Annotated in this window: 16 protein-coding genes; 2 read left to right on the top strand and 14 right to left on the bottom strand. The window is 75.2% G+C overall.

Going from position 1 to position 18,661, the window contains the following annotated elements; genetic code table 11:
• The 8 genes from FA014_RS09665 to FA014_RS09630 all read right to left on the bottom strand — a co-directional run.
• Window positions 1-963: serine/threonine-protein kinase (locus tag FA014_RS09665; protein WP_154729473.1), on the bottom strand; the 963-nt coding region annotated here is incomplete at its 3' end.
• Window positions 960-2,423: an FHA domain-containing protein gene (locus FA014_RS09660; protein WP_154729472.1), complete on the bottom strand. Its 1,464-nt coding sequence runs from the start codon at window positions 2,421-2,423 to the stop codon at window positions 960-962. The genes FA014_RS09665 and FA014_RS09660, both read right to left, overlap by 4 nt.
• The gene (locus tag FA014_RS09655; protein WP_154729471.1) at window positions 2,420-3,256 is read right to left on the bottom strand and encodes a PP2C family protein-serine/threonine phosphatase; all 837 of its coding nucleotides are present in this window, start codon (window positions 3,254-3,256) and stop codon (window positions 2,420-2,422) included. The genes FA014_RS09660 and FA014_RS09655 overlap by 4 nt, the downstream gene beginning before the upstream one ends.
• A 76-nt stretch (window positions 3,257-3,332) precedes the next feature.
• Window positions 3,333-4,829, bottom strand: coding sequence for an alpha/beta hydrolase family protein (locus FA014_RS09650; protein ID WP_328288190.1), 1,497 nt, complete (start codon window positions 4,827-4,829; stop codon window positions 3,333-3,335).
• Between the two features lie 68 nt (window positions 4,830-4,897).
• Window positions 4,898-5,815: a GTPase Era gene (gene era / locus FA014_RS09645; protein WP_154729470.1), complete on the bottom strand. Its 918-nt coding sequence runs from the start codon at window positions 5,813-5,815 to the stop codon at window positions 4,898-4,900.
• 1 nt (window position 5,816) lies between these two features.
• Complete coding sequence (locus tag FA014_RS09640) at window positions 5,817-7,133, bottom strand: hemolysin family protein (RefSeq protein WP_230323015.1); 1,317 nt, start codon at window positions 7,131-7,133, stop codon at window positions 5,817-5,819.
• On the bottom strand, window positions 7,130-7,582 hold the full coding sequence (gene ybeY / locus FA014_RS09635; RefSeq protein WP_154729469.1) for an rRNA maturation RNase YbeY: 453 nt from the start codon (window positions 7,580-7,582) through the stop codon (window positions 7,130-7,132). Before ybeY ends, FA014_RS09640 begins: the two co-directional genes overlap by 4 nt.
• Window positions 7,579-8,589, bottom strand: coding sequence for a PhoH family protein (locus tag FA014_RS09630; RefSeq protein ID WP_230323014.1), 1,011 nt, complete (start codon window positions 8,587-8,589; stop codon window positions 7,579-7,581). Before FA014_RS09630 ends, ybeY begins: the two co-directional genes overlap by 4 nt.
• 207 nt (window positions 8,590-8,796) lie before the next feature.
• On the opposite strand from FA014_RS09630, the gene ppdK reads away from it, so the two are divergent.
• Entirely contained in the window at window positions 8,797-11,508 is a 2,712-nt protein-coding gene (gene ppdK / locus FA014_RS09625; RefSeq protein WP_154729467.1) for a pyruvate, phosphate dikinase, read from the top strand.
• Between the two features lie 81 nt (window positions 11,509-11,589).
• Here ppdK and FA014_RS09620 read toward each other — a convergent pair whose 3' ends face one another.
• The 6 genes from FA014_RS09620 to FA014_RS19970 all read right to left on the bottom strand — a co-directional run bounded on the left by FA014_RS09620 (window position 11,590) and on the right by FA014_RS19970 (window position 18,501).
• The gene (locus FA014_RS09620) at window positions 11,590-12,534 is read right to left on the bottom strand and encodes a carbohydrate ABC transporter permease (protein ID WP_230323013.1); all 945 of its coding nucleotides are present in this window, start codon (window positions 12,532-12,534) and stop codon (window positions 11,590-11,592) included.
• Window positions 12,531-13,478 (bottom strand): carbohydrate ABC transporter permease, encoded by a 948-nt coding sequence (locus FA014_RS09615; protein ID WP_230323012.1) that lies wholly within the window; start codon window positions 13,476-13,478, stop codon window positions 12,531-12,533. Before FA014_RS09615 ends, FA014_RS09620 begins: the two co-directional genes overlap by 4 nt.
• Window positions 13,479-13,527: 49 nt before the next feature.
• Complete coding sequence (locus FA014_RS09610) at window positions 13,528-14,793, bottom strand: ABC transporter substrate-binding protein (RefSeq protein ID WP_154729466.1); 1,266 nt, start codon at window positions 14,791-14,793, stop codon at window positions 13,528-13,530.
• A gap of 106 nt (window positions 14,794-14,899) precedes the next feature.
• Window positions 14,900-16,852 (bottom strand): glycoside hydrolase family 127 protein, encoded by a 1,953-nt coding sequence (locus FA014_RS09605; protein WP_154729465.1) that lies wholly within the window; start codon window positions 16,850-16,852, stop codon window positions 14,900-14,902.
• Between the two features lie 264 nt (window positions 16,853-17,116).
• Window positions 17,117-18,181: a LacI family DNA-binding transcriptional regulator gene (locus tag FA014_RS09600; RefSeq protein WP_230323011.1), complete on the bottom strand. Its 1,065-nt coding sequence runs from the start codon at window positions 18,179-18,181 to the stop codon at window positions 17,117-17,119.
• Entirely contained in the window at window positions 18,178-18,501 is a 324-nt protein-coding gene (locus tag FA014_RS19970) for a substrate-binding domain-containing protein (RefSeq protein WP_419178387.1), read from the bottom strand. Before FA014_RS19970 ends, FA014_RS09600 begins: the two co-directional genes overlap by 4 nt.
• A 50-nt stretch (window positions 18,502-18,551) precedes the next feature.
• On the opposite strand from FA014_RS19970, the gene FA014_RS20945 reads away from it, so the two are divergent.
• The coding region (locus tag FA014_RS20945; protein WP_195969230.1) for a substrate-binding domain-containing protein at window positions 18,552-18,661 on the top strand (110 nt) is incomplete at its 3' end.

The following is an 18,661-nucleotide window of genomic DNA, read 5'->3' as shown; positions in this document are numbered from 1 at the left end:
CGGCGCGCCGTGCGGCGCGACCTCGACGACCGGCCGCACGCGGGTGGCGTCGGCCGGGGCGGCGGCGGACGTGGTGGCCGCGCCCGCCGGCCCGGCGTGCTCGTCGACGTCCAGCGCCGTGACCGGCAGCCCGAGGTCGGCCTGCACCGCCCGCAGGTCCTGCGCCAGGTCCAGCGCACGGGCGTGCCGCTGCTGCGGCTCCCGCGCCATCGCGCGGGCCAGCACGGTGCGCAGCCGGTCCGGGACGTCGTCGCGGACGAACGGCACGGGGGCGCCGCGCTCGATGCGGCCCACCAGGTCGGCCGCCTCGTTGCCGCCCCCGGGGCGCTCGAACGGCGACCGGCCCGCGAGCGCCGAGAACAGCGTCGCGGCGAGGGAGTAGACGTCGGAGCGCGCGTCGCCGTGCGGCTCCGCCGCCAGCAGCTCGGGCGCCGCCCACGGGATCGACATGCCCACGGCGGGTCCGCCCGCGTCCACGGTGGACGCGATGCCGAAGTCGGTGAGCACCGGGCGGCCGAAGTCGTTGGTCAGCACGTTCCCGGGCTTGATGTCCCGGTGCAGGATGCCGGCGCGGTGCGCCGTCTCGACCGCCGAGGCCAGCCGGACGCCGAGCTCCAGCACCTCGGCGACCTCGAACCGCTCCGACCGGTACCGCTGGCCCAGGCCCGGCCGCGCGCAGTACTCCATCACGAGGTACGGCCGCCCGTCCCGGGCCACGCCCGCCTGGTGGACCGTCACGATCGACGGGTGGTGCGAGAGCCGGGCGGTCAGGTCCGCCTCGCGCTCGAACGCCTCGCGCACGTCGGCGTCCACGCTGCCGAGCAGCACCTTGACCGCGACCGGGCGCCGCGGCAGGTCCTGCTCGTACAGGAAGACGTCGGCAGAGCCCCCCGAGCCCAGCAGCCGCTGCACCGCGTAGCCGGGCAGGTGCGGCGGCTGCGAGGCCTCACGACGACGGTTCACGCACCCGGCTCCACGGTGAACGTCACGCCGTCGCCCAGGTCGACGACGTCCCCCTCCCCGACGGCGACGGGCTCGCCCGCGGTGACGCGCCGCGGCGGCAGGGCGCCGGACGCGACGGTGATGCCGTTGGTGGAGTACAGGTCGGTGACCAGCACGCGACCGGCCTCGAGGCGGACCTCGGCGTGGGTGCGGGAGATGTCCTGCTCGGGGCTCGGCACGGTGACGAGGCGCGCCTCGGTGCCGTCCGGGGCGCGGTCGGCCTGCGGCGCGCGGCCGATCAGCACGACCCCGTCCACGGGGACGAGGGCACCGGTCGACAGCGCCAGGCGCGGCGCCGGGGCGGTCGCGGCGGCCGTCACCGGGAGCGCGCCGGACACCCCCGGCGCGGGGGTCGGGGTGGGCACGACCCCGCCGGACGGCCAGTCGCCGGTCTGGGACACGGCCCAGGACGGCAGGTGCTGCCGGATCGAGGCGAGCTCGCCGCTCAGGATGGTCAGGCCGTCGTGGTCGTCGGCGGACGCCGGGCCGGGCAGCACCGGCGCGGGGGCCTGCGGCGGGGCGTAGGGCTGCGCGGGGGCCGGGATCACCGGCGGGCGCGCGCCCGCCGGGGCGGCAGGTACCGGCGCGGGGGCGACGGGGGCCGGCGCGGGGGCCACGGGGGCCGGTGCGGCGTCCTGCTCCCGCACCTCGGGGACGTCCTCGGCGGGGACGTCCTCGGCGGGGCTGTCCTCGGCGGGGACGTCCTCGACCGGCGCGGCCACCTCCGGCGCGTCCTCGACCACCTCGGCCTCGACGAGCTCGCCCGCCACGACCTCGCCGGCGACCGGAGCGCCCTCGACGACCTCGGTCCCCGACGGCTGGTCCGCGGACGCCGTGACGTCGGACCGGGCCGGCTCCGGCGCGACCTCGGCGGGCGCGGCCGGGGCCGCCGCCTCGCGCGCGGGTGCCAGGGCCACCGGCGTCGGCGCAGCGGGCAGCACCACGGGCTCGGACGGCGCCGCGTCGGCCTCGCGCGCCGGCTCGGCGCCGGTCAGCCGCACCCGGACGCGGGACGCGCGCACCACGCCGCTGACGATGGGCAGGGCGGGGCCGCGGCCGGCCCCGGACACCCGGACGGTGACCTCCTCGGCGGAGCCGACCGAGCGCTCGGACCAGGACACGACCTCGGGCGCGGACAGCACCTCGGCGCGGGTGCCGCGGACGACCTCGACCTCGACGTCGCCGCGCAGCGCGGTGTGCACCCGGCCGCCGGCCAGGTCGACCGCCGCGAACGGGTGCAGCCCGCCGATCCCGTGGCGGACGAGGGCGTCGAGCTGCGCACCCAGGCCGCCGCCGCGCTCGGGCGCGGTGGCCCAGACGTCGCGGACGACCTCGGGCGGGGTCGACGGGGCGAGCAGCAGCACGACGCCTCCGGCGACGACGGCGTACCACTCGCCGGGGGTGTACTCGGGCACGATCACCGACGGTCCTCCTGGTGGCTTCGCGGTCGCGGGATGGTGGCCCCGTCGACCGTCTCGTCCCATGTCCTATCGGCAGGACCGGTCCCGAACGCGAGCCATCCGGGTGAATCCGTCCCGTCCGGCTCGTCGGCCAGGGCGTCCACCACGACCGCCGTGGCGTTGTCCCGGCCGCCCGCCTCGACGGCGCGGCGGACGAGCTCCGCTGCGGCCGCGGCGGCCGCGGGGACCCGGTCCAGCGCGTCGGCCAGGTCGGCGGGCGCGAGCTCCCCGGTCACGCCGTCGGAGCACACGAGCAGGCGGTCGCCGGGGCGCGCGGGCAGCATCCAGTAGTCGGGCTCCGGGTCCGCCCCGGTGCCGAGCGCCCGGGTCAGCACGTGCCGCTCCGGGTGCTGCTCGGCCGCGTCCCGGCTGAGCGCGCCCGAGTCGACCAGCTCCTGCACCACCGAGTGGTCGACGGTCAGCTGCGCGAGCTCGCCGTCCGCCCACCGGTAGACCCGCGAGTCGCCCACGTTGAACACCAGCCAGTGCGGGGCGCCGTCGTGCTCGCCGAGCGCCACGCCCGCGACGGTCGTGCCGCCCTCGCGCCGCTCGAACGCCCCCCGGATCCGGCGGGCCGCGCTGCGGAAGCAGGCGTGCAGGTCGGACGGGTCGACCGCGGACCGCCCGGCGAGCGCGCCGAACTCCTCGACCGCGAGCCGGCTGGCGACGTCGCCCGCCTCGTGCCCGCCCATGCCGTCCGCGACCAGGAACACCGGCGGGTGCGCGAGCAGCGCGTCCTCGTTGAGCGCGCGCACCCGCCCGCGGTCGGTCGCCGAACCCCACGTCGTGCGCACCCGTGCTCTCCCCTCGTCGCCCTGGCAGGCACCATGGTGCCTGGTCGCGGCGCCACCCACCGCATCGTCCCCACCGTCAGATGCCGAGCTGGTACACGCCCCAGTACGCCAGGACCACCAGCAGGGCGGCGCTGGCGGCGCACGTGCCCCACAGCACTGCGTGCCCGAGCACGCCGTGCGCCATGGGCTGCCCGGCCCGCCGCAGCCGGCGCAGCCGCACCACGACCGCCGCCGCGGCGTACACCGCGACCAGCCCGAGGACGCGCACGCCGAGCCAGCCGCCCTGCACGACCCAGCCGTTGCGCTCGTAGCCGACCGCGAGCCGCGCCACGGCCACGAGGTACCAGACGAGGACGACGACCGTGGCGACCGAGGCCGCCGAGAGCAGCGCCAGCCGCCGGGTGAGCGCGCGGTCCCGTCCCGGACCGGGCTCGCGCCCGCGCACCCGGCGGACCCCGACCACCGCGAGCCGGCCGGCCGGCAGCAGCACGAGCACCCCCACCGCGCCCGCGACCAGGAAGAGCAGCACGTCGCCGTCGCCGAGCCACCGGGGCTGGGGCACGGGGCCGGCCCAGTACAGCTGCTCCGGCTGCTGGCCCGCGATCCGCGGCGCCGCGGCCGCCGTGTCCGGCAGCCCCAGCACCCAGCCGGGCAGGTCGTGCAGGAACGACGGCGCGACCACCTCGTCCACCCGGATGCCGTGGTCGGCACCCCGGTAGTACCGCACGGTGTAGTCGGTGTTCCCGGCGATCGCCAGGTCGCGGATGATCTGCTCGGCGCCCTGCACCACCGGCATGGACGCGTCGGCGGTGCCGTAGACGACGAGCACCGGCTGGGTCATCCGGCGCTGGAACGGCGCGACGTCGAAGTCGGCGTAGTCCAGCCCGCCGCCGGGCAGCGACATGCCGACCGCCCGCGGGATGGCGCGGAAGACCTGCTGCGGGACGCCCGTGTTCCGCAGGTAGGAGTCGACGGCGAACGCGGCCTGCTGCCGCGGCGGCACCACCGGCGCGGACGTGAGCACCACGAACGCGATGTCCGGCTGGTCGGCGGCCATGACCGGCGAGATCCACGCGCCCTCGCTCTCCGCGTAGACGCCGACGCGCCCCGGGTCGACGCCGGGCAGGCCGCGGAGCAGGTCGAACGAGCGCAGGTAGTCGTCGGCCATCGCCACGTAGTCGCGGTGCCGCAGCGTGTAGGTGTCGAGCCGCTTGTTCGGCACCAGCGTCGCGACGCCCGCCTCCGCGAGCGCACGGGCCTGGTCGACGAACGCGTCCTCGTACCGCCCGGTGCCGGCGCCGTGCACGAACACGACGCCGGGGACGTCGCCCTCGACGCCGACCGGCATCAGCAGCCGGGCCTCGACGTCCGCCCCGTCGAGCGCGACGGTCACCACCGAGGACCGCACGGGGTAGGTGCCGAGCGCCGGCGCCCCGGTGATCGCGGTGGCCGACGCCTGGACCGTCAGGGGGTCGGTGAGCGGGACCGGCGCCCACTGCGGGCCCATGAGCGCGCCGAGCACGGCGAGCACCACCGCGCCCACGACGGTCCCCGCAGCGGTCCGGTAGCGCACGTCGCGATTATCCCCACCACGGTGCTCCCCCGGGGGGACCTCCTGGTCGCGCTGGGCGGTCGCGGCGCTCAGAAGCCCAGCCGCCCGAGCTGCTTCGGGTCGCGCTGCCAGTCCTTGGCGACCTTGACGTGCAGGTCGAGGTACACCCGCGAGCCCAGCAGCGCCTCGATCCCGCGGCGCGCCCGCGTGCCGACCTCGCGGAGCCGGGAGCCGCCCCGTCCGATCACGATGGCCTTCTGGCTGTCGCGCTCGACGAACAGCTGGACCCGGACGTCGAGCATCGGCGCCTCGTCCTTGCCGGTCTCCCGGGGGACGATCTCGTCGACGACGACCGCCAGCGAGTGCGGCAGCTCGTCGCGCACGCCCTCGAGGGCGGCCTCGCGGACCAGCTCGGCGACCATCACGGCCTCCGGCTCGTCGGTCAGCTCGCCCTCCGGGTAGAGCGCGGGGCCCTCCGGCAGGTGCCCGACGAGCACCTGCTCGACGACGTCGACCTGGTAGCCGGACTCCGCGGACACCGGCACGATGTCGGCCCAGTCGCCGAGCTCGGACACGGCGAGCAGGTGCTCCGCGAGCCGCTGCTTGCCGACCAGGTCCGCCTTGGTCGCGATCGCGACCACCGGCGTGCGGCGGCCGAGCTGCGCGAGCTGCTCGGCGATGTACCGGTCGCCCGGGCCGACCTTCTGGTCCGACGGCAGGCAGAACCCCACGACGTCGACCTCGGTCAGCGTGTCGCGGACCAGGTCGTTCAGCCGCTCGCCGAGCAGCGTCCGCGGACGGTGCAGCCCGGGGGTGTCCACCAGGACGAGCTGGGCGTCGGGGCGGTGCACGATGCCGCGGATCGTGTGCCGGGTGGTCTGCGGCCGCCCGGAGGTGATCGCGACCTTCTGGCCGACCAGCGCGTTGGTCAGGGTCGACTTGCCGGCGTTGGGCCGGCCGACGAGGCAGGCGAAGCCGGAACGGTGGGGCACGGGGGTCTCCGTCATGTCAGTGGTCCGTCGGTTCGGGGATGGGGGCGGCCGGGCGGTCGGCGCTCTCGCGGGGCTCGCCGGGCTGCTCGTCGTCGTCGGGCTCGGGGGCGCGGGACACCAGCACCCGAGCGACCCGCTTGCGCCGGCCCTCCGTGCCCTGCGCGACGAGGCGCAGGCCGTGGATCTCGCCCACCGAGCCCGGGATCGGCACCTTGCCGAGCGCCTTGGCCAGCAGGCCGCCGGCGGTGTCCACGTCGTCGTCGTCGACGTCGAGCCCGAACAGCTCGCCCAGCTCGTCCTTGGCGAGCCGCGCCGGCACCAGGAACGTCCCGCCGCCCAGGTCCTCGACCTGCGGTGCGTGCGGGTCGTGCTCGTCGGTCAGCTCGCCGACGATCTCCTCCAGGGCGTCCTCGATGGTCACCAGGCCGGCGATGCCGCCGTACTCGTCGACGACCATCGCGATGTGGCTGGCCCCGGCCTGCAGCTCGCGCAGCAGCTCGTCGACCGGCTTGGACTCGGGGACGAACACCGCGGGCCGCACCAGCGAGCCGGCCGGCGCCTCCGCGCCCTCCGGGTCGTCCTGCATCCGGCGCACCAGGTCCTTGAGGTAGAGCACGCCGCGCAGGTCGTCCACGCCCTCGCCGACGACCGGGACCCGGGAGTAGCCCGAGCGCAGCAGCAGCGACAGCACCTTGCGCAGCGGCGTGGCCTCGTGCGTGGTGACCATGTCGGTGCGCGGCACCATCACCTCGCGGGTCAGGGTGTCGCCGAGCCCGAGCACCGAGCGCACCATCGCGCGCTCGTCCAGGTCGATCGCCGGCGACTCGCCCACGCGCTCGACCATCTCCCGCAGCTCGTCCTCGTCCAGGTCGGTGCCCGCGGCCGGGGCGACCCGGATCAGCGGGCCGGCGACCGAGCGCACGGCGAGCAGCAGCCGGGACGTGGCGGTGAGCACCTGGCGCGGGTACCGGTGGCCGAGCGACCGCGGGCTGAGCCGGGCCAGCACGACGGTGAGGAACGCGCAGGCGAGCACCGCGACCACCAGCTCGGCCGCCCAGGGCAGCGACGAGGCGGCGATCGCGAGCGTGAGGCACACGGCCGCGACCATCTCGCAGAGCAGCCGGACGACCCCCGCGGACCCGGCGACGGCGGCCCGGTCCTCGGTCAGGCGGCGCACCCGCTCGGCGGCGGGGTGCCGGGAGGCGAGCAGGTCGGCGACGACGCCGCGGGACAGCCGGAGCACCGCCGCCTCGCCCGCGGACAGCACCGCGGCGACCAGCACCGCCAGGACCGTCAGGGTGGCGAGCAGCCCGAACGGGACGCCGCTGATCATCGGCCGGCGAGGAAGGTCAGCAGCAGCTGGCGCTGCAGGCCGAACATCTCCTTCTCCTCCTCCGGCTCCGCGTGGTCGTAGCCCAGCAGGTGCAGGATCCCGTGCGTGGTGAGCAGCAGCAGCTCCTCGACGGTCGAGTGGCCGGCGGTGCGCGCCTGCTCGACCGCGACCTCGGGGCACAGCACGACGTCGCCGAGCAGCCCCGCGGGCGTCGGCTCGTCCGCGCGGCCGGGGCGCAGCTCGTCCATCGGGAACGACAGCACGTCCGTCGGGCCCGGCTCGTCCATCCACTTCACGTGCAGGTCCGTCATGACCTCGGTGTCGACGAACAGGATCGACAGGTCGGTCTGCGGGTGCACGTGCATCTGGTCCAGGACGAAGCGGGCGAGCGCGGCGAACTCCGCCTCGTCGACCTCGTGGCCGGACTCGTTGTTGACCTCGATGCTCATCTCTTGGTGCTGTCCCAGCGTGCGTAGGCGTCGATGATGTCGCTGACCAGGCGGTGGCGGACGACGTCGGAGGAGGACATCCGGCAGAACGCGACGTCGTCCACGTCGTCGAGGATCGACTCGACCACCCGCAGGCCGGAGGTCGTGCCGGACGGCAGGTCGACCTGGGTGACGTCGCCGGTCACGACCACCTTGGAGCCGAAGCCCAGGCGGGTGAGGAACATCTTCATCTGCTCGGCGGAGGTGTTCTGCGCCTCGTCGAGGATGATGAAGGAGTCGTTGAGCGTGCGGCCGCGCATGTAGGCGAGCGGCGCGACCTCGATCGTGCCCGCCTCCATCAGCCGCGGGATCGACTCGGGGTCGACCATGTCGTGCAGCGCGTCGTACAGCGGGCGCAGGTAGGGGTCGATCTTGTCGCTCAGCGAGCCGGGCAGGAACCCGAGCCGCTCCCCCGCCTCGACCGCCGGGCGGGTGAGCACGATCCGGTTCACCTGGCGGGCCTGCAGCGCCTGCACGGCCTTGGCCATCGCGAGGTAGGTCTTGCCGGTGCCGGCGGGCCCGATGCCGAACGTGATCGTGTTCCGGTCGATCGCGTCGACGTACTCCTTCTGGCCCGCCGTCTTGGCCCGGATGGTGCGGCCGCGGCTGGACAGGATGTTGAACGTCAGCACGTCGGCCGGGCGCGTGGCGGTGCCGGCCGTGAGCATCGCGACGGAGCGCGTGACCACGTCCGGGGTCAGGGGCGTGCCGGCGACGGCGGTCTCGACCAGCTCGTCGACGAGGCGCGCCACGAGGGCGACGTCCCCGGCGGGGCCGGCCAGGGTGATCTCGTTGCCCCGCACGTGCACGTCGACGGTGCGGAAGCCGTTCTCCACGGCGCGCAGGACCTGGTCGTCCATCCCCAGGAGCTCGACCATGGACACGCTCGACGGGATCGTGATCCGGTGCTCGACCCGGGCTGCGCCGGGGAGCGATCGCCGTGGGCGATCGGGTGTGGTCTCGGCCATGTGCTCGGCGTGCGCCGTGCGCTCCGTTCCGCGAGGAGGTGCTGGTCCCCCCATCCTACCGACCCCCACCGCCGGACCGCCCCCGGATTCTCCTGGGCGGGGTGCCGCTCCGCCAGGGGCCGATGGCCCTACCGGACCGCGACCGCGGGGAGCACAGTAGGGAGAGCGGGTGCAACGACGCGCTCGCGGTCGGACCCGGAGGTGCACGTGGTCAGCTACGTCCAGGACTTCTCCGAGGGTGGCAAGGACCAGAAGGACCTGCTCGGCGGCAAGGGCGCGAACCTCGCCGAGATGACGCGCCTCGGCCTGCCGGTGCCGCCCGGCTTCACCATCACCACCGACGCCTGCCGCGCCTACATGCGCACCGGGCACCTGCCGCCCGAGCTCCGCGTGCAGGTCACGATGGCGCTGCGCCGGCTCGAGGACGCGCTGGGCCGCGGGCTCGGCGACTTCCACGAGCCGCTGCTCGTGTCCGTGCGCTCCGGCGCCAAGTTCTCCATGCCCGGGATGATGGAGACGGTGCTCAACGTCGGGCTCAACGACGCGTCCGTCGTCGGGCTCGCCGAGCTCGCCCAGGACGAGCGGTTCGCGTGGGACTCCTACCGGCGGCTGATCCAGATGTTCGGCAGGACCGTGCTCGACATCGACGGGGACCTGTTCGCCGACACGCTCGACAAGGCGAAGGCGGCCAAGGGCGTCGATCAGGACGTCGAGCTCGACGCGGCGGACCTGCGCCAGCTCGTCGAGGCGTACAAGGAGATCGTCCGCTCCGAGTCGGGGCGCGAGTTCCCGCAGCACCCGCGCGAGCAGCTCGACCTCGCGATCGTCGCCGTGCTGCGGTCCTGGAACACCGACCGCGCCCGGCTGTACCGGCGCCGCGAGCGCATCCCGGACGACCTCGGCACCGCCGTCAACGTGGTGAGCATGGTGTTCGGCAACCTCGGGCCGACCTCCGGCACCGGCGTGGCGTTCACCCGCGACCCGGCCACCGGCCACTCCGGCGACTACGGGGACTACCTGGCGAACGCGCAGGGCGAGGACGTCGTGGCCGGCATCCGGAACACGCTGAGCCTGGCCGAGATGGAGCAGGTGTCCCCGCAGGCGTACGGGGAGCTCCGCCAGGCCATGCGCCGGCTCGAGACGCACTACCGCGACCTGTGCGACGTCGAGTTCACCGTCGAGCGCGGCAAGCTCTGGATGCTGCAGACCCGGGTGGGCAAGCGCACCGCGCCGGCCGCGTTCCGGATCGCCACCCAGCTCGTCGACGAGCACCTCATCACGATGGACGAGGCGCTGGCCCGGGTCAGCGGCGCGCAGCTGTCGCAGCTGATGTTCCCCCGGTTCGACGCCCGCGCCGAGCGCACCCTGCTCACCACCGGCATGGCCGCCTCGCCCGGCGCCGCCGTGGGCCACGCGGTGTTCGACTCCGCGGCGGCCGAGGCGCGCGCCGCCGCGGGCGAGGACGTGGTGCTGATCCGCCGCGAGACCAACCCGGACGACCTCGGCGGCATGATCGCCGCCGTCGGCGTGCTCACCGCCCGCGGCGGCAAGACCTCGCACGCGGCGGTCGTGGCGCGCGGCATGGGGCTGACCTGCGTGGTCGGGGCCGACGCGCTCGACATCGACCCCGCGGCCCGGTCCATGAAGGTGGCCGGGTACGAGGTCGTCGAGGGGGACGTCGTCGCGATCGACGGCTCCACCGGCGAGGTCTACCTCGGCGCGGTGCCGGTCGTCCCGTCGCCGGTCAGCACCTACCTGGGCGAGGGCCTCGACGCGGCGCTGGCGCAGGCCGGCGAGGACGAGGAGACGGCCGAGCTCGTCCGGTCCGTGCACCGCGTCCTCACCCACGCCGACGACACGCGGCGGCTGCGGGTGCACGCCAACGCGGACACCGCCGAGGACGCCCGGCGCGCCCGCGCCCTCGGCGCCGAGGGCATCGGGCTGTGCCGGACCGAGCACATGTTCCTCGGCGAGCGGCGGGTGCTGGTCGAGCGGGTCGTGCTCGCCGGCGACGACGCCGAGCGGCAGGCGGCGCTCGACGCCCTGCTGCCGCTGCAGCGCGAGGACTTCGGGACGCTGCTCACCGAGATGGACGGCCTGCCGACCACGATCCGGCTCATCGACCCGCCGCTGCACGAGTTCCTGCCCGACCTCACCGACCTGGCCGTGAAGGTGGCGCTCGCGCGGGAGCGCGGCGAGGAGGACGAGCACGACACCCGGCTGCTCGCGGCGGTCCGCCGGATGCACGAGGCCAACCCGATGCTCGGGCTGCGCGGCGTCCGGCTGGGCCTGGTGGTGCCGGGGCTGTTCGCCCTGCAGATCCGGGCGGTCTGCGAGGCCGCGGCCGACCGGATCGAGGCCGGCGGCACCCCGCACGCGGAGATCATGGTGCCGCTGGTCGGCTCCGTGATGGAGCTGCACCTGGTGCGCGACGAGGCGCTGCGGATCATGGCCGAGGTCGGCGCCGCCCGCGGGGTCGAGCTGGACCTCCCCGTCGGCGTCATGATCGAGCTGCCGCGCGCGGCGCTCACCGCCGACCGCATCGCCGAGGTCGCGCAGTTCTTCTCGTTCGGCACCAACGACCTCACGCAGACGACGTGGGGCTTCTCGCGGGACGACGTCGAGGGGGCGTTCTTCCCGGAGTACCTCGCGAACGGGGTGCTCACCGTGTCCCCGTTCGAGACCATCGACACGAAGGGCGTCGGTCGGCTCGTCCGCATCGCCGTGGAGGAGGGCCGGGCGACCCGCCCGGACCTCACGGTCGGCGTGTGCGGCGAGCACGGTGGTGACCCGGAGTCGATCCGGTTCTTCGACGCGGTCGGGCTGGACTACGTGTCCTGCTCCCCGTTCCGGGTTCCGGTCGCGCGGCTCGAGGCCGGCAGGGCCGCGATCCAGGGAGCCGAATCCGACGCCCGGTGAGGGGGCGCGCGCGGCGCCGCCTGCCCGGTTGGGACACCGGGCAGACGGCGACGCGGCGCCCGGTCCGCGCGCCGCGGACCGCTACTTCACGGCGCCCGACAGCAGGCCGCTGACGTAGTACTTCTGCAGCAGCAGGTAGATCACGATGCACGGGACCACGGTCACCGTGACCCCCGCCTGCATCACGCCCCAGTCCAGCTGGTTGTTCTGCCCGGACGCCAGCATCTGCAGGCTGACCGGCAGCGTGTACCTGTCCTGGTCCACCAGCAGGATCAGGGTCGCGAAGAACTCGTTCCACGCGCTGAAGAAGGTGAGCAGCGCGGTGGAGATCACGCCCGGCAGCGCGACGGGCAGCAGCACCCGGCGCATCGCGCCGAGCGTCCCGCAGCCGTCGATCATCGCGGCCTCCTCCAGGCTGCCGGGCAGGGCCGCGAACGTGTTCCGCATGAGGAACAGCCCGAACGGCAGGCTGAACGTGGCGATCACCAGGACCAGCCCGGGCAGCGACCCGAGCAGGCCGAGGTCCCGCAGGATCAGGAACAGCGGCGTGATGATCGCCTGGAACGGCACCATGAACGCGACCAGGGCCAGGAAGAAGATGAACCCCGAGCCCCGGAAGGGCAGCTTGGCGAACCCGTAGCCGGCCAGCGTGGCGACGACGGTGGTCAGCAGCGTGACCGACACCGAGACCAGCACCGAGTTGCCGAGCGAGCGCAGCAGGCTGATCCCGGACGACGAGTCCGCGAGCGCCGCGTAGTTCTCCAGGGACCAGTCGTGCGGGAACATCGTCGGCGGCACCGCGACGGCCTCGGCGGGCGCCTTGAGGCTCTGCGTGATCATCACGTAGAGCGGGTAGAGGAACACGATCGCGAGGCAGAGGCAGACGACCCACCACGCGAGGCGGGGCATCGACGCGCGGACCTCGGCGATCGTGCGCGGGACCCGGCCGCGGCGGCGGCGCGCCGGGGTCCGGGACGGGTCGGGGGTGGCGAGGGCCGAGGCGTCGGCGGCGACCAGCGTGCTCATGCGTTGTCCGTGTTCCTCAGCAGGAGCATCTGCAGGGCGCTCACGGCCGCGAGGACGACCATGAGCAGCACCGACATCGCGGCACCGGCGCCGAGCTCGAACTGGATGAAGGAGGTCCGGTAGGTCTGGAACACCGCCGTGATCGTCGAGTTCGACGGGCCGCCGGCGGTCATGATGAAGAACTGGTCGAACGCGAGCAGGGACCCCGCGACCGAGAACACCAGCACCAGCGCGAGCGTCGGGCGCAGCAGCGGGAGCGTGATGTGCCGGAAGGCCTGCCACCGCCCCGCGCCGTCGATCCGCGCGGCCTCGGTCACCTCGACCGGGATGGACTGCAGCCCGGAGGACAGCAGCAGCATCTGCAGGCCGACCACCTTCCAGGTGACCATCGCCAGCACGATCACGAGCGCCGACGTGAACGTGGCGAAGTAGTTCTGCGAGGCGTCCAGCAGCCCGGCGCGCTCCCCCAGCGCGCTCGCCGGGCCCAGGTCGGGCTGGAACAGGTACATCCACAGGTAGGACGCGGCGGCCATGCCGATCACCACCGGGATGAACCAGATCGTCTGGAACGCCCGCGCGGCGCGGGTGCCCCCGCGGACGAGCAGGGCGAGCACGAGGGCCACCGCGAACAGCAGCGGCGTGGCGATCAGCGTGTACCGGAGCGTGAAGCCGACCGCCGCCAGGAAGTCGGAGTCGGTCAGCGCGTCGGCGTAGTTCTCCAGGCCGACCCACGTGTGCTCGCCGAGCATCGGCCAGTCGTAGAACGACATCCGGACCGTCTGCGTCAGCGGCCACAGGAAGAACAGGCCGAGCATGACGACGGCGGGCAGGACCATGAGCACGCCGAGCCGGGTGCGCCGGCGGGCGAGGGTGGCGCGCCTGCGGCGGCGCCGGGGCAGCGCGACGCCACCGGGTGCGGGTGGGGCCATGACGGGTGCGGTCATCGCTCGGAACTCCGTCGTTCGAGGGGGGCACGAGGCCCCGCGGATGAGGTCAGTCGTTCGCCTTGTCGAGGATCGCCTGGGCGTCCTCCTGGGCCGCGGCCTGGGCGTCGGCGACGCCGCCGGGCCCGAACACGGCGTCCTGGACCAGCCCGGCCCAGACGCCGTTGTTGTCGTTGAACAGCTCGTTCTCGACGATCGAGTACGGCACGTGCCCGACGGACAGCGCGTCCGCGAACACCGCGAACCGGGGGTCCTGCGGCACGTAGATCTCGTCGAGGAGGTCCATCCGGACCGGCAGGATCGCGTGGTCCGCGAGCACCTGCTGGGCGTCGCGGTCGGTCGCCCACTGCAGGAACTCCCAGGCGCCGTCCGGGTTGTCGGCGCCGGTCATCACGGACAGCACGTCGCCGCCGGCGAACGAGGCGGAGCCGCCGTCCTCGCCGGGGATGGGGGCGACGCCGAAGTCGACCGACCCGTCGGACACCAGCGTCGACATGAACGCCGTGCCGTCGAACCGCATGCCGACCGTGCCGGACTGGAACGCGCTCGCGGCGTTGGGGCCGGCGTCGGTGCGGACCAGCTCGGGCATGGTGCCGGCGTCGTACAGGTCGCGGTACAGCTGGAGGGCGCCCCCGACCTCGTCCGAGTCGAGCAGCGCCTCGGTGCCGTCGGCGTTCAGCACGTCGCCGCCGGACGCCCACACCAGCGGCGTCAGCGAGAAGATGTTGCAGCCGCCGCACGCGCCGGAGAACACGAAGCCGTTGGTGCCGTCGCCGAGCGCGGCCACCGCCTCGGCGGCCTGCTGGATCTCGGCCCAGGTGGCCGGCGGGGCCTCGGGGTCGAGCCCCGCCTCGGCGAACAGGGTCTTGTTGTAGAACATCACCGACACGTCGCCCGTGAACGGGACCCCGTAGGTCCGGCCCTCGTAGGTGACCTGGTCCAGGTGCGCCGGGCTGAGGTCGTCGGCGTACGGCAGCGCGTCGACCCGGTCGGTGACGTCGGCCAGCACCCCCGCGGAGGCGAAGTAGGGCGCGAACACCAGGTCCAGCGACGCGATGTCCGGGCCCTGGTAGGCCGCCACCGCGGTGCCGAGCTTCTGCACGAAGCTCGTCGCGGGGACCAGCGTGACCTCGACCTGGGTGTCGTGGGTCGCGTTGAACTCGTCCGCGAGCGTCCCCATGATCGCCTTCTGGTAGTCGCGGACCCAGAGCGTCACGGTGTCGTCGTCACCGCCGGTCGTCCCGCTCGCGCACGCGCTCGCGCCGAGCACCACCGCGGCGGCCAGCGCGGCCGCCCTCCTGACCCGTCTGCGCATCGTCGCGCCGTCCCTTCGTCGTGGGGTGCCGGCCCCCGGGGGCCGGGTCGTGCGTCGTGGTGGTCGCCCGGCGCCGTGCCGCGGGGGCGGCGGCGCCGGGCGCCGGTCAGGCGAGCGGGAGCCAGACCCGCATGGCACCGGGGGCGCGGTTGCCCCACTGCGCGTACGGGATCGCGGTCAGCCGCACCGGTGCGCCCGCCGCGGGCACGGCGGCGCCGGTCCGGTACAGCGGGGCGTCGGCGGCGTCGGCGGCGACGCCCTCCGCGGTGATGCGCGGCAGCGGGTCGTCGCCCGGGACCACGGTCAGCGCGCCGCCGGCGCGGAGCCGCACGTCCTCGACCGACGGGCCGTCGGGGTGGTCGGCCTGCTCGACGCAGTAGACGACCGGGCCGCGCATCAGGGCCACCGAGCCGCGCACCGCGTCCACCCGGGGGTGCGCCGCGACGGTGGTGGCCGGCATGTCCAGGTCGAGCTCGACCCGGCGGGTGCCGGCGGGCAGCACCAGGTAGCCGTCGTCCAGCGGCAGCTCGGCCCGGGTGGCCGCGGCGAGCGGGGTGCCGTCCACCGCGACCCGGACCCGGTCGGCCCAACCGGGCACGCGGAGCGCCAGCGAGCCGGTGAGGTCGCCGTCGACCTCGAGGAGGACCCGGCCGTCGGCGGGGTACGCGGTGTCGACGCGGACCGTCCCGGTCCCGAGGTGCTCCGGGACCGCGATGGTCGCCGCGCCGTACAGGTGCACCCGGAGGGCGTCGTCGGTCGCGGTCGCCAGGTACGCGTGCAGCGACGCGACCAGTCGCGCGATGTTCGGCGGGCAGCACGCGCAGGAGTACCAGGGCGTGCGCCGGGACGGGGCGTTCTCCTCCTCGCGGTGCCCCTCGCGCAGGTGCAGCGGGTTGGAGTAGAAGAACGACCGGCCGTCCGCCGACACCGACGCCGCGACCGCGTTCAGCAGCGCCCGCTCGATGGCGTCGGCGTACCGGGAGCCGCCGTCCGCCAGCAGCATCCGGTAGGACCACTGCACGTCGGCGATGGCGGCGCAGGTCTCGGCGTAGGCGCGGTCCGGCGGCAGCTCGTAGGCGTCGCCGAACGACTCGTCGAAGTGCCGCGATCCCATCGCGCCGGTCACGTACATCTTCTGGTGGTGGGCCGAGTCCCACTGCGCGCGCATCGCGGCCAGCAGCGCGTCGTCGCCCTGCTCGGTGAACACGTCGGTGACGCCGGCGTCGAGGTAGAGCTGCCGCACGGCGTGGCCGGTCGCCTCGAGCGACTCCCGGACGGGGGCGTGGTCCTGGAAGTAGTGCGCGCCGAGCCGGTCCGGGCCGAGCAGCGCCAGGTCCTGGCCGCGCTCGTCGACCATCCGGCGGGCGGTGGCCAGGTACGGCTCGTGCCCCGTCTCCCGGTACAGCTCGACCAGCGCGGTCTCGACCTCCGGGTGGCCGCAGTAGCCGGCGCGGCCCCCCGGCCCGAACGTGGCGACGACCAGGTCGGCGCACCGGCGGCCGAGCGCGAGGTAGTCGGCCCGCCCGGCGCCGCGGTGCAGGGCGACCGCGGCCTGGATCAGGTGCCCGGCGCAGTACAGCTCGTGGGCCCAGCGCAGGTCCGCCCAGCGCTCGGCGGGCCGGTCGACCTGCACGAACGAGTTCAGGTAGCCGTCGGCGTCCTGCGCTCGCTCCAGCAGGTCGAGGGTGCGGTCGAGGAAGCCGTCGAACGCGTCGGTGCCGGTGCGCCCGATCTCCCAGCCGATCGCCTCCAGCACCTTGTAGACGTCCGAGTCGGCGAACTGGTAGCCGACGAACGGGCCGCCGTGCTCCCCGGTGACCCGGCGGAGGTTCGGCAGCGCGCCGCTGTCCTCCAGCATCCCGATGCTGTGCGGCAGCGTGGCGTCGGCGTTCAGCCGCTGCCAGCGGCCGAGGTGGCCGGCCGGGTCCAGCCGGACCGCGGAGGCCGGCAGCGGGCGCTGGACCAGGCGCTCGGTGGCGCGCGGCGCGACGGGGCCGGCGTGCGCACGCAGCGGCTGCGCGGGGCGGGCGGTGGGTGCGGTGGTGGCCGCGTGCGTCATGGGGCTTCCTCGCCGTGAGCGGTGCAACGGTGCGGGAGCCACTCTGCTGTCCGGTTACATCGATGTCAACCGGTCCAGCCTGACCCCCGCCGCCACCACGCCCGCGATCCTGCGCCATCAGGGGCGTCTCGCCGCCACCACCCACCCCCGCGCACCTGACATCGATGCACGCCGGCACGGCGGCCGAGCCCGCGCCCCGAACTCCGCCCGGATGTCGCGACGCACCCCGATCGGTCGGGTGGTGGCGGGACGATCGGGTGGGGATCAGGCGACGGGTGTGCGCGGGCCGCCGGTCGACTCCCGCACCGCCAGGCGGTGCTCCGCCACCACGACGCGGGGCTCCCCCGCGTACCCGCCGATCCGCTCGACCAGCAGCTCGACCGCCGTCCGCGCGATCTGCTCCTGCCCGGGGTCGACGGAGGTCAGCGGCGGCGTCGAGAACCGGGCCTGCTCGGTGTCGTCGAACCCGACCACCGCGACGTCGTCCGGCACGCGCAACCCGCGGCTGGCCAGCACCCGCAGCGCGCCGAACGCCATGGCGTCGTTGAAGCAGAACACGGCGTCGAACGGCGCCCCGGACCCGAGGAGCCGCACCGTCGCGGCCGCGCCGGACGACCGCCGGTCCCAGTCGGGCGCGTCGAGCACCAGGGCCTCGTCGACGGGGACGCCCGCCGCCGCGAGGGCGTCGCGGTAGCCCGCCTCGCGCAGCCCCGCGGAGCCGCCCCGCGGCGTCGCGCCGATCGCCGCGATCCGCCGCCGGCCCGTGGCCAGCAGGTGCGCGACCGCGGTCCGCGCCGCCCCGCGGTCGTCCATCACCGCCTGGTCCGCGGGCGGCGCGCCGAGCCGCGGCCCGAGCAGGACGACCGGGCCCTCGACGCGCAGCCGCTCCACCTCGGCGGGGCCCAGCGCCGCCGGCGACACGATGGCGCCGTCGACCTGCTGCCGCCGCCCGCCGGTGAGCACCGCGCGCTCGACGGCCGCGACCGCGTCGGTCGGCTCGATGACCACGGCCAGCCCGCGGCGCTCCCCCTCGGCGATCACCCGCTCCGCCAGGTCGCCGAAGTACGGCTGGTACAGGTGCGGCAGCGCGAACGCGATCACGCCCGTGCGGCCCGACCGCAGCCGGCTGGCGAACGGGTTGACCCGGTAGCCGAGCGCGTCTACCGCGGCCAGCACCCGGTCGCGCGTGCCGGGGCGGACGTGCGCGTGCCCCGCGAGGACGTTCGACACGGTCTTGACCGAGACCCCGGCCGCCGCGGCGACGTCCGCCATCGTGACGGGCCGGGCGGGGTCCGCGGCGGCGCGGGCCGGCGGGGCGTCGGCGATCACGCGACCCCCACCCCGAGCGTCGACTCGCGCAGGCGCAGCTCGACCGCGGCCGCCGCGCGCGCCCCGTCGTCCCGCGGCGGGCGGCCCTCGATCCGGTCCTCGAGCAGAGCGACGGCGGTGCCGGCGACCTCGCTGGTCCCCTGCGCGATCGACGTCAGCGACGGCACGGCGTACCGCGCGTCCTCGGTGTCCCCGGACCCGACGACGGCCAGGTCCTCGGGCACCCGCAGCCCCCGGTCCAGCGCGGCGCGCAGGGCGCCCAGCGCCAGCGCGTCGGTGTGCGCCACCAGCGCGTCGACCGGCAGGCCGGAGTCGAGCAGCCGGGCCGCGGCGTCGGCGCCCGCCTGCCGCCCCCAGCGCGGACCGGGGGCTGCGGGTGCCCGAGGACCTGGCCGTCGTCGGGTCCGGGGACACCGAGGACGCGCGGTACGCCGTGCCGTCGCTGACGTCGATCGCGCAGGGGACCAGCGAGGTCGCCGG

Source organism: Cellulomonas hominis (assembly GCF_005239125.1).
GTDB lineage: Bacteria > Actinomycetota > Actinomycetes > Actinomycetales > Cellulomonadaceae > Cellulomonas > Cellulomonas hominis_A.
The sequence above is the reverse complement of the archived record's forward strand: the minus strand, read 5'-3'. Positions and strand labels throughout refer to the sequence as shown.

Excerpts from the sequence above, each read along its gene's own strand:
- era (WP_154729470.1), bottom strand. The coding sequence starts at position 5,815 with ATGACGGAGACCCCCGTGCCCCACCGTTCCGGCTTCGCCTGCCTCGTC.
- FA014_RS09620 (WP_230323013.1), bottom strand. The coding sequence starts at position 12,534 with ATGAGCACGCTGGTCGCCGCCGACGCCTCGGCCCTCGCCACCCCCGAC.
- FA014_RS09640 (WP_230323015.1), bottom strand. The coding sequence starts at position 7,133 with ATGATCAGCGGCGTCCCGTTCGGGCTGCTCGCCACCCTGACGGTCCTG.
- FA014_RS09605 (WP_154729465.1), bottom strand. The coding sequence starts at position 16,852 with ATGACGCACGCGGCCACCACCGCACCCACCGCCCGCCCCGCGCAGCCG.
- FA014_RS09615 (WP_230323012.1), bottom strand. The coding sequence starts at position 13,478 with ATGACCGCACCCGTCATGGCCCCACCCGCACCCGGTGGCGTCGCGCTG.
- FA014_RS09630 (WP_230323014.1), bottom strand. The coding sequence starts at position 8,589 with ATGGCCGAGACCACACCCGATCGCCCACGGCGATCGCTCCCCGGCGCA.
- FA014_RS09610 (WP_154729466.1), bottom strand. The coding sequence starts at position 14,793 with ATGCGCAGACGGGTCAGGAGGGCGGCCGCGCTGGCCGCCGCGGTGGTG.
- ybeY (WP_154729469.1), bottom strand. The coding sequence starts at position 7,582 with ATGAGCATCGAGGTCAACAACGAGTCCGGCCACGAGGTCGACGAGGCG.